This window comes from Gordonia hirsuta DSM 44140 = NBRC 16056 (assembly GCF_000333015.1).
Taxonomy (GTDB): domain Bacteria; phylum Actinomycetota; class Actinomycetes; order Mycobacteriales; family Mycobacteriaceae; genus Gordonia; species Gordonia hirsuta.
In genome coordinates this window covers 122338-136259 of sequence record NZ_BANT01000008.1, presented here as the reverse complement: position 1 = coordinate 136259, position 13922 = coordinate 122338, and the positions used below count along the sequence as shown (strand labels likewise).

15 protein-coding genes are annotated in these 13922 nt (G+C 69.9%); 6 read left to right on the top strand and 9 right to left on the bottom strand.

What is annotated here, in order from left to right:
* The 4 genes from GOHSU_RS03890 to GOHSU_RS03875 form a co-directional block, all read right to left on the bottom strand.
* Nucleotides 1–268: AMP-binding protein (locus GOHSU_RS03890; RefSeq protein ID WP_005937080.1), on the bottom strand; the 268-nt coding region annotated here is incomplete at its 3' end.
* Nucleotides 265–579, bottom strand: coding sequence for a DUF3349 domain-containing protein (locus tag GOHSU_RS03885; RefSeq protein ID WP_005937077.1), 315 nt, complete (start codon nucleotides 577–579; stop codon nucleotides 265–267). The genes GOHSU_RS03890 and GOHSU_RS03885, both read right to left, overlap by 4 nt.
* Before the next feature lie 36 nt (nucleotides 580–615).
* Nucleotides 616–900: a hypothetical protein gene (locus GOHSU_RS03880; RefSeq protein WP_005937075.1), complete on the bottom strand. Its 285-nt coding sequence runs from the start codon at nucleotides 898–900 to the stop codon at nucleotides 616–618.
* A gap of 28 nt (nucleotides 901–928) precedes the next feature.
* Complete coding sequence (locus GOHSU_RS03875) at nucleotides 929–2191, bottom strand: inorganic phosphate transporter (RefSeq protein WP_005937073.1); 1263 nt, start codon at nucleotides 2189–2191, stop codon at nucleotides 929–931.
* A gap of 237 nt (nucleotides 2192–2428) precedes the next feature.
* Here GOHSU_RS03875 and GOHSU_RS03870 point away from each other — a divergent pair, with 237 nt between their 5' ends.
* Nucleotides 2429–3493: an LLM class F420-dependent oxidoreductase gene (locus GOHSU_RS03870; RefSeq protein ID WP_024332769.1), complete on the top strand. Its 1065-nt coding sequence runs from the start codon at nucleotides 2429–2431 to the stop codon at nucleotides 3491–3493.
* Nucleotides 3494–3755: 262 nt separating this feature from the next.
* On the opposite strand, the gene GOHSU_RS03865 is transcribed toward GOHSU_RS03870, so the two are convergent.
* Nucleotides 3756–4700 carry a 1,4-dihydroxy-2-naphthoyl-CoA synthase gene (locus GOHSU_RS03865; protein ID WP_005937068.1) on the bottom strand — a complete coding sequence of 315 codons (945 nt, stop codon included), beginning with the start codon at nucleotides 4698–4700 and terminating at the stop codon, nucleotides 3756–3758.
* 98 nt (nucleotides 4701–4798) lie between these two features.
* Here GOHSU_RS03865 and GOHSU_RS03860 point away from each other — a divergent pair, with 98 nt between their 5' ends.
* Complete coding sequence (locus tag GOHSU_RS03860) at nucleotides 4799–5458, top strand: PaaI family thioesterase (protein WP_005937065.1); 660 nt, start codon at nucleotides 4799–4801, stop codon at nucleotides 5456–5458.
* Between the two features lie 248 nt (nucleotides 5459–5706).
* On the opposite strand, the gene GOHSU_RS03855 is transcribed toward GOHSU_RS03860, so the two are convergent.
* The 3 genes from GOHSU_RS03855 to GOHSU_RS03845 all read right to left on the bottom strand — a co-directional run bounded on the left by GOHSU_RS03855 (nucleotide 5707) and on the right by GOHSU_RS03845 (nucleotide 8432).
* Nucleotides 5707–6285, bottom strand: a complete 579-nt coding sequence (locus GOHSU_RS03855; protein ID WP_005937062.1) for a sugar O-acetyltransferase — start codon at nucleotides 6283–6285, stop codon at nucleotides 5707–5709.
* 16 nt (nucleotides 6286–6301) lie between these two features.
* On the bottom strand, nucleotides 6302–7549 hold the full coding sequence (locus tag GOHSU_RS03850) for a saccharopine dehydrogenase family protein (RefSeq protein ID WP_005937059.1): 1248 nt from the start codon (nucleotides 7547–7549) through the stop codon (nucleotides 6302–6304).
* Between the two features lie 265 nt (nucleotides 7550–7814).
* Complete coding sequence (locus GOHSU_RS03845; protein ID WP_005937057.1) at nucleotides 7815–8432, bottom strand: class I SAM-dependent methyltransferase; 618 nt, start codon at nucleotides 8430–8432, stop codon at nucleotides 7815–7817.
* Between the two features lie 98 nt (nucleotides 8433–8530).
* On the opposite strand from GOHSU_RS03845, the gene menD reads away from it, so the two are divergent.
* The 3 genes from menD to GOHSU_RS03830 are packed head-to-tail and all read left to right on the top strand — an operon-like array spanning nucleotide 8531 to nucleotide 11393.
* Nucleotides 8531–10210, top strand: a complete 1680-nt coding sequence (gene menD / locus GOHSU_RS03840; protein WP_005937054.1) for a 2-succinyl-5-enolpyruvyl-6-hydroxy-3-cyclohexene-1-carboxylic-acid synthase — start codon at nucleotides 8531–8533, stop codon at nucleotides 10208–10210.
* Nucleotides 10211–10236: 26 nt separating this feature from the next.
* A complete protein-coding gene (locus GOHSU_RS03835) occupies nucleotides 10237–10701 on the top strand; it encodes a DUF3592 domain-containing protein (RefSeq protein WP_005937051.1) in 465 nt (154 codons plus the stop codon).
* A complete protein-coding gene (locus tag GOHSU_RS03830; protein ID WP_005937048.1) occupies nucleotides 10698–11393 on the top strand; it encodes a demethylmenaquinone methyltransferase in 696 nt (231 codons plus the stop codon). Before GOHSU_RS03835 ends, GOHSU_RS03830 begins: the two co-directional genes overlap by 4 nt.
* Nucleotides 11394–11427: 34 nt before the next feature.
* On the opposite strand, the gene GOHSU_RS03825 is transcribed toward GOHSU_RS03830, so the two are convergent.
* A complete protein-coding gene (locus GOHSU_RS03825; RefSeq protein WP_005937045.1) occupies nucleotides 11428–12690 on the bottom strand; it encodes a geranylgeranyl reductase family protein in 1263 nt (420 codons plus the stop codon).
* A 134-nt stretch (nucleotides 12691–12824) separates the two neighbouring features.
* On the opposite strand from GOHSU_RS03825, the gene GOHSU_RS03820 reads away from it, so the two are divergent.
* Entirely contained in the window at nucleotides 12825–13841 is a 1017-nt protein-coding gene (locus tag GOHSU_RS03820; protein WP_005937042.1) for a polyprenyl synthetase family protein, read from the top strand.
* Nucleotides 13842–13922: the final 81 nt, after the last annotated feature.

Here is a 13922-nt window from a genome sequence, read left to right as displayed (position 1 = left end):
CGGCCGCCGAGGCCGCCAGCGCCGCCGCCGACAGCATGGCGCCCTTGGGGGTTCCGGTGGTGCCGGAGGTGGACACCACCACCGCGCAGCGCTCGTCGATCGGCCGCCCGCCGCCGAGGGTCTCGATGGCCCGGGCCGCGGCGGCCTCGTCGTACGCCGGCACCGGCAGATATGCGCCCGTGCCGGCCAGCATCGACACCAGGGCCGGACGTGCCTGCAAGGCGGCGGGAGTCGGCGGCAGCGGCAGCGGCTGCAGAATCCGGGTCATGAGACCGGGCGGATGACCCCGGAGTCCAGCGGCCAGCCCGCGGCCGCCAGCCGGGATGCCACCTGATGGATGTCCTCGGCGGTCGGCTGTTGATCGGTGACGTGGGCGATGGCCTCGGCGACCTCGTCGCGGGTGGTCGGGGCGTCCGGATCCCGGAGTAGTGCCAGGGTCAGCACGATGTCGGTGATCTCGGATTCGTCGAGCATCGGGGTGAGCAGGGCCAGCAGCGGCGGGAAGTCCTGGGGCGGAATGCCCTCGGGGTAGCCGGTACGGATCCAGTTGACGATGTTGTCGAACAAGTTGGGGGCCATGGCGACAACGCCTCCTTTTCGGGGACCCTCAGCGCGCTACTTGTAAGCGAATGCGGGGAAGATCTTGATATCGAAGTAGTACAGAACGGTCTGGCGGGCGATCCACAGGATGCTGACGATGATCACCGCGGCGACGAAGGCGTACAGGAAGTAGCCCAGGTAGCGCAGGGCCGGATTGCCGGGTGCGACGGTGCCGTCGGGTCGCGGGCCCGCAGACCCGGCGCCGACCAGCCGCATGCCGACCCCGAACAGCGCGGGCAGGCCCGCTCCGAGGATCAGTCCGACCGCCAGAACACGGAGGATGGCGTTCACGAAGTCCATGACGAGTGGCTCCTTTGCTCGTGGGGGGTCAGGCCTGCGGGGCCGGGGAACTGGACGGGGAGTCTCCGTCGGCCTCGCCGACAGCGACCTCGGTGACATCACTCAGATCGACCGGGATCTGGCCGTCCCAGTCGCTGTTGACGTTGTTGGCGTCGATCTTCTCTCGCTGCGAGCGGAGGAACATGTACACCGACAGCGCCACCAGGATCGCGAAGATGGTGATCGCGCCCGGCGCATCGCCGATGGCGTGCGCGATCCAGAAACAGACGGCGCCGACCAGCGCGGCCGCCGGCAGCGTCGTGACCCAGGCCAGGGCCATCCGGCCGGCGACGGCCCACCGCACCTCCGAACCCTTGCGGCCCAGCCCCGAGCCGATGATCGAGCCGGTCGCCACATGCGTGGTCGACAGGGCCATACCGGCCACCGAGGAGGTCAGGATGATCGCGGCCGATGACGACTGCGCGGCCATGCCCTGCGGCGGACTGATGTCGATCAGGCCCTTGCCCAGGGCGCGGATGATCCGCCAGCCGCCCAGGTAGGTGCCCAGCGCGATGGCGAACGCACACGAGAACACCACCCAGAACGGCAGGCCGTGTTCCACCGACGAGGCCTCCAGGTGGTCGGTGGCGATCAGCGCCAGGGCGATCACACCCATCGTCTTCTGCGCGTCACCGGTGCCGTGTGCCAGGGAGACCAGTGAGGCGGTGGTGATCTGACCGGCCTTGAAACCGCCGTCCTGGTGGCGCTGCGCCATGGTCTTGGTGATCGCATAGATCAGCACGGTGCCCACCATGGCCACCACGGCCGCGATGAGCGGCGCGAACAGGGCCGGCAGGATGATCTTGGCGAACAATCCGCTCCAGTTGACGCCGCTGGCGCCGATGGCGGCCAGGCCGGCGCCGACCAGTCCGCCGAACAATGCGTGCGAAGAACTCGACGGCAGACCGAACAGCCAGGTGAACAGATTCCACAGGATCGCACCGATCAGGCCCGCAAAGATGATCAGCAGCGCCGAGTTGACGTCGAGGCCGGAAACGAACGCACCCTTATCGGGGCCGGACGTCTGCTGGATGTTCAGCACGTCCTTGGTGATGGTGGCGGCGACCTGAACCGACAGGAAGGCGCCGACCAGGTTGAGCAGAGCAGAGATGGCCACAGCCGTCTTAGGCTTGAGGGCACCGGTGGCGATCGACGTGGCCATCGCGTTGCCGGTGTCGTGAAAGCCGTTGGTGAAGTCGAAACCGAGTGCTGTGACGATCAACAGCACAAGGATCAGCATCTCTGCGCTCATGGAATGTAACTATGGCCGGTCGAGTGACCGGTAAGCCAATTCGGTCCGAAGTCGGGACCAACGTCCTGACCTGGGCTTTAGCGGCTTTCCTCGGCTCGTTCACACAAAGTTCATCTGGACGTCCCGAATGGTTCCCCGGCGCGGTGACCGCTGCGGATCGGCCAGGTGTCCGCCAGGTGAACACTGCGCAACCGATCGGCGCCGGGGCTGCCGAGTGCCGGGGTGGGCAGTGGCACAATGCCACTCATGAAACTTGGCATGCCGATCAACTATGCGGGCGACTTCCGCGAGACCATCGAGAATCTTCAGGACTTCGAAGGTGTGGGCGTTCAGCGCGTGACGGTGCCCGAGGCGTACAGCTTCGACGCGGTCTCCCAGCTGGGGTACATCGCGGCCCGGACCGAGACGATGGAACTGCAGACCGGGATCCTGCCGATGTACTCGCGTACCCCCACCAACCTGGCGATGACCGCGGCCGGGCTGGACTACATCAGCGGCGGCCGGGTCATCATGGGCATCGGCGCCTCCGGTCCGCAGGTGATCGAGGGCTTCCACGGCGTCAAGTACGACTATCCGCTGGGCCGGGCCAGCGAGACCGCCGACATCTGCCGGATGGTGTGGCGCCGCGAACGGCTGGAGTACGAGGGCAAGCACTACCATCTGCCGCTGACCCCCGAACACGGCGGCAGCGGGCTGGGCAAAGCGCTCAAGCTGATCAATCATCCGGTCCGCGACCGGATCCCGATGCTGCTGGCCGCGATCGGCCCGAAGAACGTCGAGCTGGCGGCCGAGAAGTTCGAGGAATTTCAGCCGTTCCTGTACCACCCCGAATACGTAGAGGCGGCCTTCGGTCCGGCGCTGGCGGCCGGGGCGGCCAAGCGCGATCCGGAACTCGGGCCGCTGCAGATCGTGGTGCAGACCGCTGCCCGTATCACCGACGACGCGGCCGAGGAGGAGCGCTGCCTGTCGATCGTCCGGCACCATGCGGCCCTGTACATCGGCGGCATGGGTGCGCGCGGCAAGAACTTCTACAACTCGCTGGTGCAGCGGTACGGCTACGTCGACGAGGCCAAGCTGGTCCAGGACCTGTACCTGGACGGCCGCAAGGACGAGGCCGCCGCTGCGGTGCCCGACGACCTGGTCCGCGCGATGAGCCTGATCGGCCCGCGCAGCGTCGTGGCCGAGCGGGTCGAGGCCTTTCGGGCTTCCGGCGTCGGCGTGCTGCTGGCCGCCCCCGCGGCGCTCACCCACGCCGAGCGCGTCGCCGATATGGCGATCCTGAAGGAACTGATCGGCCAGTAGCAGCGCTCGACCTTGCTCCCGACACAGCCGTCACGCACAGCCGTCACCAGCGTGCCCAACCGTCGCCGAACCCATTGATCGGTGACGGTTGTGCACACCCGTGACGGTTGTGCGTGACGTTTCTGCCCGCCGGGCACGATTTCTGTCCACCGCGCGCCGATGATGTGGGCGGCGCGGCTGCCGGACCCTGTAGCGGCGGTATCTGTTCTACGGCGAACGCACAGCGGGCGCAGCGCCGGAAAACCGCCGCTGGGCTGGGGGCCTAGTAGTAGTACGGGTAATCGTCCCAGTTCGGGTCGCGCTTCTCCAGGAAGGCGTCGCGGCCCTCGACGGCCTCGTCGGTCATGTAGGCCAGGCGGGTGGCCTCCCCGGCGAACACCTGCTGGCCCATCAGGCCGTCGTCGGTGAGGTTGAAGGCGAACTTCAGCATGCGCTGAGCCGTGGGGGACTTGCCGTTGATCTTGCGGGCCCACTCGATGGCGGTGTTCTCCAGCTCGGCGTGATCGACCACCCGGTTGACCGCGCCCATCCGGTGCATCGTCTCGGCGTCGTAGGCCTCGCCGAGGAAGAAGATCTCGCGGGCGAACTTCTGGCCGGTCTGCTTGGCCAGGTAGGCGCTGCCGTAACCGGCGTCGAAGCTGCCCACATCGGCGTCGGTCTGCTTGAACCGGGCGTGCTCGCGGGAGGCCAGGGTCAGATCGCACACCACGTGCAGGGAGTGCCCACCACCGGCGGCCCAGCCGTTGACGACCGCGATCACCACCTTGGGCATCGTGCGGATCAGGCGCTGCACCTCCAGGATGTGCAGCCGGCCGCCTTCGGCCTTGACCCGCGCCTCGTCGACGCCGTCGACGGTCGCCGCGGCCACGTCGTCGTCGTGCGAGGTGGCGTACTGGTAGCCGGACCGGCCGCGGATGCGCTGATCGCCGCCGCTGCAGAAGGCCCAGCCGCCGTCCTTGGGGGAGGGGCCGTTGCCGGTGAGCAGGACGGTGCCCACATCGGGGGAGCGGCGGGCATGGTCCATCACCCGGTACAGCTCGTCGACGGTGTGCGGGCGGAACGCATTGCGCACCTCAGGACGGTCGAAAGCCACCCGCACGATTCCGTTGGCCCGGCCGGGCCCGGTGTGGCGATGGTAGGTCAGATCGGTCAGGTCCTCGAAGCCGGGGACGGTCTTCCACTGGGTGGGATCGAACGGCGCAGTCATAGCTCCGAGGGTAGGCGTTGGCGTCCGATGACGGCGGGCGGGTCGGCTCAACCAGACCGACCGATCAGGTGCTCGGTCGGCCGGGGTACGTTGGACGAATGAAGGGTGCACCCACCGACCAGAAGTGGCACGTTCCGGCGACCGAGGACTCCCCGCACGAGGGCGGGTTCCGGGCTGAGATCGACGTGACCGTCGAGCGCGGCGGTCCCCGCTACGGCGAACTGATCGAGCAGGTGCGCACCTTTATGGACAAGGTCCGCTACGCCAACCCCACGCCGGAGCTGGTCGACGAGATCATCAGCGACCTGCAGGAGTTCAACGCCAAACTCGACACCGTTCTGGTCGACGAGTGGACCAGTCCGTCGGGAACGCGGATCGATCTGCCGGCCCGCGGCAACATCACCCTCCCGCCGTACGAGGTGGTCGACGGCGGCGAGCACGGTGTCACCGCGACCGTCGAATTCCGTCCCTTTCACTTGGGCGGCAACGGGGTGGCCCACGGAGGTCATGTGGCCACCGCGTTCGACGACCTCGGCGGTATGGCGGCGGCCCTGAACGTGCACGGCATCTGCCGCACCGCCTACCTGACGGTGAACTACCGCTCGCTGACTCCGCTGTCGACGCCGCTGATGCTGCGGACCTGGGTCGAGCGGCGTGACGACCGCAAACTCTTCGTCAAAGGGACCCTGCACGACGGCGAGCGCCTGTGCGCGGACCTGGATGCACTGTTCATCGCGCTGCGGCGCGGCCAGGCCTGACCCGGCCGCACTCCTGCTGGCCCGGTTCGCAGCGGCCCGGTTCGCGGCGGCGCCTCCTCGGTGCGGCCCGGCTCCCGCGCTCGCTCACAGGGATGTCCGAGCGCGGTGATCCGATCCTGGTCACATCGCTCGGAGGACATCGTCGTACCCGAACCGACCTCCGAGGCGTGTGACCGTCCGGTGGTCACTGCGCTCGTAGGTGGGTCGCTGCCGGGGCGGGGCGGGGCGGGGCTGGTGCGGGTGCTTCCTCAATCGGGCGCGGTCTCTGCGGGCAACTCGCGGATCGGGGCCGCCGGTGAACCGACGGCGACCACGTGGTCGGGCAGGTCCCGGACTACGACGCTGCCGGCGCCGACGACGGTGTTGCGGCCGATGGTGACCCCAGCCGAGACCGTCACTCCCGATCCGAGCCAGCAGTTGTCGGCGATCACGATCGGCGCGGTGCGCTCGTAGCCGGCTCGCCGCCGACGGTGGTCGTCGATCGGGTGCAGGGGAGTGGCCAGGATCGCCGACGGTCCGATGCGCACATCGTCGCCGATGGTGATCGGGCCGTCGTCCATCAGGAAGGCGCCGGAGTTGATGAATACGCGGTCGCCGACGGTGACGTTGAAGCCGTAGGCGCAGCGCAGTGACGGCACCACCTCGACGCCGCGGCCGCAGGCGCCGAACAGCCGGGCCAGCAGTCGTTCCCGCTCGCGGTGCCGGTCGGCAGGCAGGGCGTTGAACTCGTCGATCAGCAGCCCGCAGGCATCGCGCAGCGCGATCAGTTCCGGGGTGTTCGGCAGATACCAGCGACCGCTGAGCATCTGCGCCACATCGTCGTGCATCGGCGCGGTCGGGGCCTCAGGTGAGCTCGTGGGCCTCGATCACGAAACCGGCCCGCTTGAGCCGCTCGATGAGCACATCGCCCATCGCCGCCGCCGGGGTCAGGGCGCCGAACCGCTCGGGCAGCTGATCGCGATCGAGCGCCAGACCCAGCGCCGACTCGCCCAGCATCACCGCGGTCGCCTTGTAGCCGGGGTCGCCGTCGGCGCGCATCTGCGAACGGAACCGCCGCCCGTCGGAGGTCCGCGTGTAGGTGCGGGTGGTGAAGTGGCCGGTCTCCCGGGTCTTCTCGCTGGGCCCCTGGCCCGGTTTGGGCAGCACCTTGTCGAGTACCTTGCGGGTGGGCCCGAACGCCATCAGGGCCAGGCCCGCGCCGGTGCCGATCGTGACGATTCCGGCGAGCAGCGAGGACAGCAGCGGGATGTCGCTGACGGCCATCGTCTCCTGATAGCGGAAGCCGGGACCGTAGGCGTTGTCGAGCAGGCTGTCGCTACGACGCACCACGCGGGTGTTGTACGAGGACATGAAGAACGGGGCCAGGGTGCCGCGCAGTGACGGATCCACCTTCTTGGCGGACACCGGGACGATATCGCTGGGTTCGTCGCTCGGACCGGCCTGCTCCGGCTCACCGGGGCCGCCGGAGAGTGCCCGGGGATTGAGCAGCAGGCGCCGGGTCTGCGGATCCTTGGCCTCTTCGGCCAGCGCCCGCATCGAGTCGATGGTGCCGCCGGAGAGGGCACCGCGGAACGAATGCAGGATCAGCGTGGTCTCACCGAGGGTGCCGGCACCGGCCTCGGCGGCCTTCTTGTACAGCAGATAGGCGCCCAGATCCGAGGGCACCGAATCGAAACCGCACGAGTTCACGATCCGCGCACCGGTGCTCTTGGCCAGCTCGTCGACCTTGTCGATGGTGAACCGCACGAATGGCACCTCACCGGTCAGATCGACGTAATCGGTGCCGGCCGACGCGGCCGCGACCACCATGTTCTCCCCGTACCGCATGTACGGTCCGACGGTGGTGCACACCACACGAGTCCGGGCGCACATCGCATCCAGCGAGGCCGGTGAGTCGGAGTCGGCGACGATCAGCGGCCAGGCGGCGGCGCGTTCGCCGAGCCGACGCCGGACCGCCGCGAGTTTGGTCTCGTTGCGGCCGGCCAGCGCGATCCGGGTGCCCTCCGGTGCCTGTTCGGCCAGATAGCGGGCGGTCAGCTCACCGACGAAACCGGTGGCGCCGTAGACGATGACATCGAATTCGCGGCTCATGGCGCGAGTCTATCCCGCGGTGTGCCGGTCACCGGTCGGCAAAGCTTGAGCCGCAGCAGGAAACTTGAGCTGCTGCAGGAAGGACGAGTCGGCTCTGACGGCCTCCCGGTACCGGCCGCCCAGCTGGCCGGTGGCGGTGCCCGGTCCGTGTCTGCACCGACGGCGGCCACATGGGGGGTACTCGGGGAGTCGAAACGCGACACCTGCGACACCGTCGACCGGTTCTTCGGGTGAGCCCGGGCGGGTGGCGCCGGCGTAGCCGCGGTCAGCGATTGACCGCGTAGCCCAGGGAGAACCAGCCCCACGGTTTGGGGGCCGCGCGCGTATAGAACTGGTCGAGCTCGGTCACCTGCCAGCCGGCGGCGGACAGATCGGCCGGGATGTCGCGGACCAGTTGGCAGCCGCCGGCGACGGCCCGCTCGACCGGGTTGATCCACTGTTGTGCCCGGCGCACCCGGCGATCGGGCGACAGACCGTGCTCGAGGAACGCCAGGATCCCGCCGGGCCGGACCACCCGGCTCAGCTCGGCCAGCGCGGCAGACAGATCCGGGATGGTGCACAGGGTGAAGGTGGACAGGGCGGAGTCAAAGGTGTCGTCGTCGAAACCGAGCCGCTGCCCGTCCAGCCCGCCGCGCACGATCGGGATCGGGCTGGCGGCGATGCGCTGCTGCGCCCGCTGCCAGCCCAGATCGGCCGGTTCGATCGCCGTCACCTGGGTGACGGCCGGGGGATAGCAGCCCACATTCAATCCGGAACCGAACCCGACCTCGATCACCGAACCGGCCAGCGGCTCGGCGGTCCGGCGGCGCAACGTGTCCATCCCGGGCATGCCGCAGGCCTTCTCGACCAGCCGCGGCAGAATCTTGTCGTCGTAGAAACCCATGCCCCACGGTAAGCGACCGGCCGGTCCCTGTCGGGTGGCTCGCCGCCCGCGGCTGGCCGGACGGTGGCGCCGGGCGCCGGCACATTAGGCTCACCACCATGAATCCGTCGACCCTGCAGGCCCGTGTGATCGTCGACGAACTGATCCGCGGCGGGGTGCGCGAGGCGGTGCTGTGTCCCGGCTCGCGCAATGCGCCGCTGGCGTTCGCCCTGCACGCGGCCGACCGGGCCGGCCGGCTGCGGCTGCACGTGCGGATCGACGAACGCTCGGCCGGCTACCTGGCGCTGGGACTGGCCGTGGCCTCGGGCGCCCCGGTGCCGATCGTGATGACCTCGGGGACCGCGGTGGCCAATATGAGCCCGGCGGTCTTCGAGGCCAACTACGCGCGGGTGCCGCTGGTGGTGATCAGCGCCAACCGTCCCTACGAGCTGCTCGGGTCCGGGGCGAACCAGACCGTCGAACAGTTCGGCATCTTCGGCACCCAGGTGCGCGAGGCGATCAGCCTGGGTCTGGCAGAGGAGGACCTGGACACCAACTCGCAGTGGCGGTCGGCGGTGGGCCGCGTACTGGCCGCCGCCCGCGGTGCCCGCACCGGCAACGCCGGACCGGTCCAGTTCGACATCCCGCTGCGCGAACCCCTGGTGCCCGACGACGGGGACGATCCGGCCGCCGGCCTGGACCAGGTGGCCGGTGGCCGGTTCGCCGGCCGCCCCGACGGTGCGCCGTGGACGCAGGCACCGGTCGGGCGCCTCGATGTGCCGATCGAGATCGACCTGTCGATTCCCACGGTGGTGGTCTCCGGGCACGGCGCCGGCGCCCATCCCGAGCTCGCCGGTATCCCGACCGTGGCCGAGCCGACCGCTCCGGCACCGGTGACACCGCTGCATCCGCTGGCACTGAACGGGCTGGCGCCCCGCCAGGCGATCATCTGCGGCCGCCCGACACTGCATCGGTCGGTGTCCCGGCTGCTGGCCGATCCGCAGGTGCAGGTGTATGCGCTGACCACCGGCCCGCGCTGGCCGGATGTGTCGGGCAATGTCTGCGCCACCGGAACGCGCGCGCTGCCGGTGGGACGCCCGCCACGCGACTGGCTGGACCGGTGCGCCGAGGCCGATCAGCGGGTTCGCGCCGCCGTCGACACCGAACTGGCGGCCTGCGGGCAGGCCACCGGGCTGCATGTGGCCCGGGCGGTGGCCGCTGCGGTGCGGCCCGGCGACCAGCTGGTGGTGGGGCCGTCGAACCCGATCCGGGATCTGGCCCTGGCCGGGCAGCTGGCCGACGGGGTCCGGGTGCGCTCCAACCGCGGGGTCGCCGGCATCGACGGTATCGATTCGACCGCGATCGGGGCCGCGCTGGCCGCCGACCGCGATCCCGGCGCCACGGGCCGGACCGTGGCGCTGCTGGGGGATCTGACCTTTATCCACGACGTCACCGGGCTGCTGATCGGGCCGGGCGAGCCGCGGCCGCGGTCGCTGCGCATCGTGGTGGCCAACGACGACGGCGGCGGGATCTTCGGACTGCTGGAACAGGGTGATCCGCGTTTCGCCGAAGCCGGCTACGACGGCGCCTACGAGCGCATCTTCGGGACCCCGCACCGCACCGATCTGGCCGCGCTGTGCGCCGGATTCCGGCTGCCTCTGCGCCGGGTGGACCTGGCCGGACTGCCCGCGGCGCTGGGGGCGCCGATTCCCGACGGGGGGATCGAGGTGATCGAGGTGGTGACGCACCGCGAACCGCTGCGGGCGCTGCACGAGCGCATCGCGGCTCGTACCCGGTGACGCGGCGGCCGGTTATCGTAGCTCCCATGAACCTGGTGATCGCCCGACGGGTGCGGCGTGTGCAGTTGGGCCTGCTGGCACTCGGCGTGGTCGCGACGCTGATCGGCGTGGTCATCGTCGTGGGCGCCTACCGCAACGACGCCAAGATCAACGAGAACCGGGCCAGCGCCGTGGCCGAGGTGATCTCGGCCGACCGGCTGCACGCCGCGGTGAACTTCGTGACCCCCGACGGGGTGCTGCGCAATCCGAAGTTCGGGCTGCTGTATCCGACCCAGCTGCGAGCCGGTCAGCGAATCCTGGTCGACTACGACGCCACCGATCCGGACAATCTGGCCCGCCCGGCCGACCGCGACGCGCGCCTGGCGATCGTGCCCGGACTGTCGGTCGTACTCCTGGGCTGGGTCGTGGTGATCGTGCTCATGCTGTTCGTCGCCGAGGTCAACCGCCGCCTGCAACGCCGATCGGCGATGGAATTAGACTCGGCCCCATGACGTCGAGCCGCGCCAGCCTGGAGAAGGACCCGTCCGAGGTCGCCGAGATGTTCGACGGCGTCGCCAAACGCTACGACCTGACCAACACGGTCCTGTCCTTCGCCCAGGACCGCCGGTGGCGCAAAGCCACCCGCAAGGCGCTGGCGCTGCGTCCGATGGACGTGGTGCTCGATCTGGCCGCCGGGACCGCGGTCTCCTCGCAGGAACTGGCCACCTCCGGTGCCACCGTGATCGCCGCCGACTTCTCCCGTGGCATGCTGCGGGCCGGTGCGGCGCGCAAGATCCCGATGGTCGCCGCCGACGCCCTGCATCTGCCCTTCGCCGACGACAGCTTCGATGCGGCCACCATCAGCTTCGGTCTGCGCAACGTCAACGACGTCCCGCTGGCGCTGAGCGAGCTGCGCCGCGTCCTCAAACCGGGCGGACGCCTGGCGATCTGCGAGTTCTCCACTCCGACGGTCAAACCGTTCCGGACCGTCTACATGGAGTACCTGATGAAGGCGCTGCCCGCGGTCGCCACCAAGGTGGCCTCCAATCCGGTCGCCTACGTCTACCTGGCCGAATCGATCCGCGCCTGGCCCGACCAGGCCGGTCTGGCCGAGCAGATCCGGGCCGCCGGATTTGACGACGTCGCCTGGCAGAACCTGACCGGGGGCATCGCCGCGATCCATACCGGCATCGCCACCGCCTGACCACCGGTACGACGGCGCCGGCCGCGGGGAACGCTCAGCTGAACGGCGGACGCGTCTCGAACCGGCTGACCACCGACCCCGCCGACCGCCAGGCCCGGGCGATCAGGTCGGTGTCCTCGCCGGTGAGCAGATTGCCCATCACCCGCACCACCACGTCCATCAGCGCCGCCGACCGGATCCCCGGCCGGCCCAGCAGCGGCACGGTCTGGGGCATGGTCAGCAGCCCGGCGGCCCGCCGCGCCGCCGCGAAGGCGCCGCCGTATTCGCGCTGCAGCAGCGCCGGCCAGGTGAGCGTGTGGTCGCGGCTATCGGCGAGCAGATCCACCGCCATCCGGCCGGTCTCCAGGGCGTAGTCGATGCCCTCCCCGTTGAGCGGGTTGACGCAGGCGGCGGCATCGCCGATCAGCATCCAGTTGCGCCCGGACACTCCGGAGACCGCGCCGCCCATCGGCAACAGCGCCGAGGTGATGCGTGTCGGCCCGGAGGTCAGCTGCCACTGATCGGTGACCATCTGCGCGTAGTGCTCGAGCACCGGCCGCAGCGCCATCGACGCCGGACGTTGGGCGGTGGCCAGGGCGCCCACCCCGACGTTCACGGTGCCGTCGCCCAGCGGGAACACCCAGCCGTACCCGGGCAGGAGTTCGCCCTGCGCATCGCGGAGCTCCAGGTGTGAGCCCATCCATTCCGCATCTGAGAGCTGTGAGTCGGCATAGGAGCGGCCGGCCACCCCGTAGGCGGTATCGCGATGCCATTGCCGGCCCAGCTGCTTGCCCAGAGACGATTTGACGCCGTCGGCGACGATCACCTGGCCCACCCTGATCCGGGTGCGCTGGGCACCGCGCTGAACGGTCACCGCCGTGATCGTGCCGGAGCTGTCGCGTTCGGCGTCGATCGCCTTGGTCCCGGAGACCATGTGGGCGCCGCGGCCGAGGGCGAACCGGCGCAGATCGTCGTCGAACTCGGTCCGGGCGACGGCGCTGCCGAAGGGGCCGAACTGCGAAGCCGGCCACGGCACCTGCTGGACGGCGCCCCAGCCGTGCAGCGCCAGGCCGCGGATCCGGGGCCGGGTGTCCAGGTATTCGGTCATGCCCAGTGTGCGCAGGGCGCTGACCGCCCGCGGGGTCAGGCCGTCACCGCAGGTCTTGTCGCGGGGGAATTCGGCCGCATCGAGCAGTACGGTGGCCGCCCCGCCGGCTGCGGCGTGGGCGGCTGCTGCGGAGCCTGCCGGGCCCGCACCGACCACCAGGATGTCGGCGGAGTCGGGGATCGCGGCACGGCGCGAAGTTGCACTGGTCACCCATCGATTATGTCCAGGAGCCGATGCCGCTAGGCTCACTGGTGTCGCCGGAGCGTCGTCAACAGCGTTACGCACGGCGGATGACCGGTCCGCACCGCGGACATCCTGGAGTGAGAGAAGACGGGACACCTTAGGTGAAGTCGACATTCGCCGGACTCGATCTGCCCGACGGCGAGTTCGCCGTCGGGGTGGCCGATGCCCTGGCCCGGGTAGAGGATCTGCTGCTGACCGAGCTCTCCTCCGGGGACGACATCCTCACCGAGGCGGCCACCCACCTGGCCAAGGCCGGCGGGAAACGGTTCCGCCCGATGTTCGCGGTGCTGGCCTCGCACTTCGGCCCGGATCCGGCGGGGGAGAAGGTGATCACCGCAGCCACGGTCGTGGAGATGATCCACCTGGCCACCCTGTATCACGACGATGTGATGGACGAGGCCGATATGCGCCGGGGTGTGGAGAGCGCGAACGCCCGGTGGAGCAACTCGGTGGCGATCCTGGCCGGAGACTTCCTGTTCGCCCGCGCCTCCCGGCTGGTATCGACCCTGGGGCCGGAGTCGGTGCGGATCATCGCCGAAACCTTCGCCGAACTGGTCACCGGGCAGATGCGCGAGACCGTCGGCGCGCGCGGGACCGACGATGTGGAGCACTATCTGCGCGTGGTGTGGGAGAAGACCGGCTCGCTGATCGCCGCCGCCGGCCGCTTCGGCGCCATGACCTCCGGTGCCGATCCCGAGCGGACCGCGACGCTGACCAAATTCGGCGACATCGTCGGAGTGGCCTTCCAGGTCTCCGACGACATCATCGACATCGCCTCGGTGACCGGGGAGAGCGGCAAGACCCCCGGCACCGATCTGCGTGAAGGGGTGCACACCCTGCCGGTGCTCTATGCCCTGGCCGGCGACGACGCCGACTCGGCCCGGCTGCGTGAGCTGCTGCTGGACGAGGGCACCGGCGAGCCGCGCCCGCTGACCGAGGACGCCGAGGTCGACGAGGCGCTGAACCTGCTGGTGGACTCGGCCGGAATGGCCCAGGCCCGCCGCCGGCTGGCGCAGATGGCGCAGGACGCCCACGCCGAACTGGCGACGCTGCCCGACGGTCCGGCACGCGAGGCGTTCAGTGCACTGGTGGACTACACCGTCGAACGGGTCGGCTGACACACCCCGGCCGGGAACGGAACAACGCTCTGGGGCGTTCTATAGGTGAGCCGGCCGCCGGACACGCATCCGCGTGCCACC

Excerpts from the sequence above, each read along its gene's own strand:
- GOHSU_RS03870 (WP_024332769.1), top strand. The coding sequence starts at position 2,429 with ATGCCACTCATGAAACTTGGCATGCCGATCAACTATGCGGGCGACTTC.
- GOHSU_RS03885 (WP_005937077.1), bottom strand. The coding sequence starts at position 579 with ATGGCCCCCAACTTGTTCGACAACATCGTCAACTGGATCCGTACCGGC.
- GOHSU_RS03860 (WP_005937065.1), top strand. The coding sequence starts at position 4,799 with ATGAAGGGTGCACCCACCGACCAGAAGTGGCACGTTCCGGCGACCGAG.
- GOHSU_RS03875 (WP_005937073.1), bottom strand. The coding sequence starts at position 2,191 with ATGAGCGCAGAGATGCTGATCCTTGTGCTGTTGATCGTCACAGCACTC.
- GOHSU_RS03865 (WP_005937068.1), bottom strand. The coding sequence starts at position 4,700 with ATGACTGCGCCGTTCGATCCCACCCAGTGGAAGACCGTCCCCGGCTTC.
- menD (WP_005937054.1), top strand. The coding sequence starts at position 8,531 with ATGAATCCGTCGACCCTGCAGGCCCGTGTGATCGTCGACGAACTGATC.
- GOHSU_RS03880 (WP_005937075.1), bottom strand. The coding sequence starts at position 900 with ATGGACTTCGTGAACGCCATCCTCCGTGTTCTGGCGGTCGGACTGATC.
- GOHSU_RS03835 (WP_005937051.1), top strand. The coding sequence starts at position 10,237 with ATGAACCTGGTGATCGCCCGACGGGTGCGGCGTGTGCAGTTGGGCCTG.
- GOHSU_RS03850 (WP_005937059.1), bottom strand. The coding sequence starts at position 7,549 with ATGAGCCGCGAATTCGATGTCATCGTCTACGGCGCCACCGGTTTCGTC.
- GOHSU_RS03830 (WP_005937048.1), top strand. The coding sequence starts at position 10,698 with ATGACGTCGAGCCGCGCCAGCCTGGAGAAGGACCCGTCCGAGGTCGCC.
- GOHSU_RS03845 (WP_005937057.1), bottom strand. The coding sequence starts at position 8,432 with ATGGGTTTCTACGACGACAAGATTCTGCCGCGGCTGGTCGAGAAGGCC.
- GOHSU_RS03855 (WP_005937062.1), bottom strand. The coding sequence starts at position 6,285 with ATGCACGACGATGTGGCGCAGATGCTCAGCGGTCGCTGGTATCTGCCG.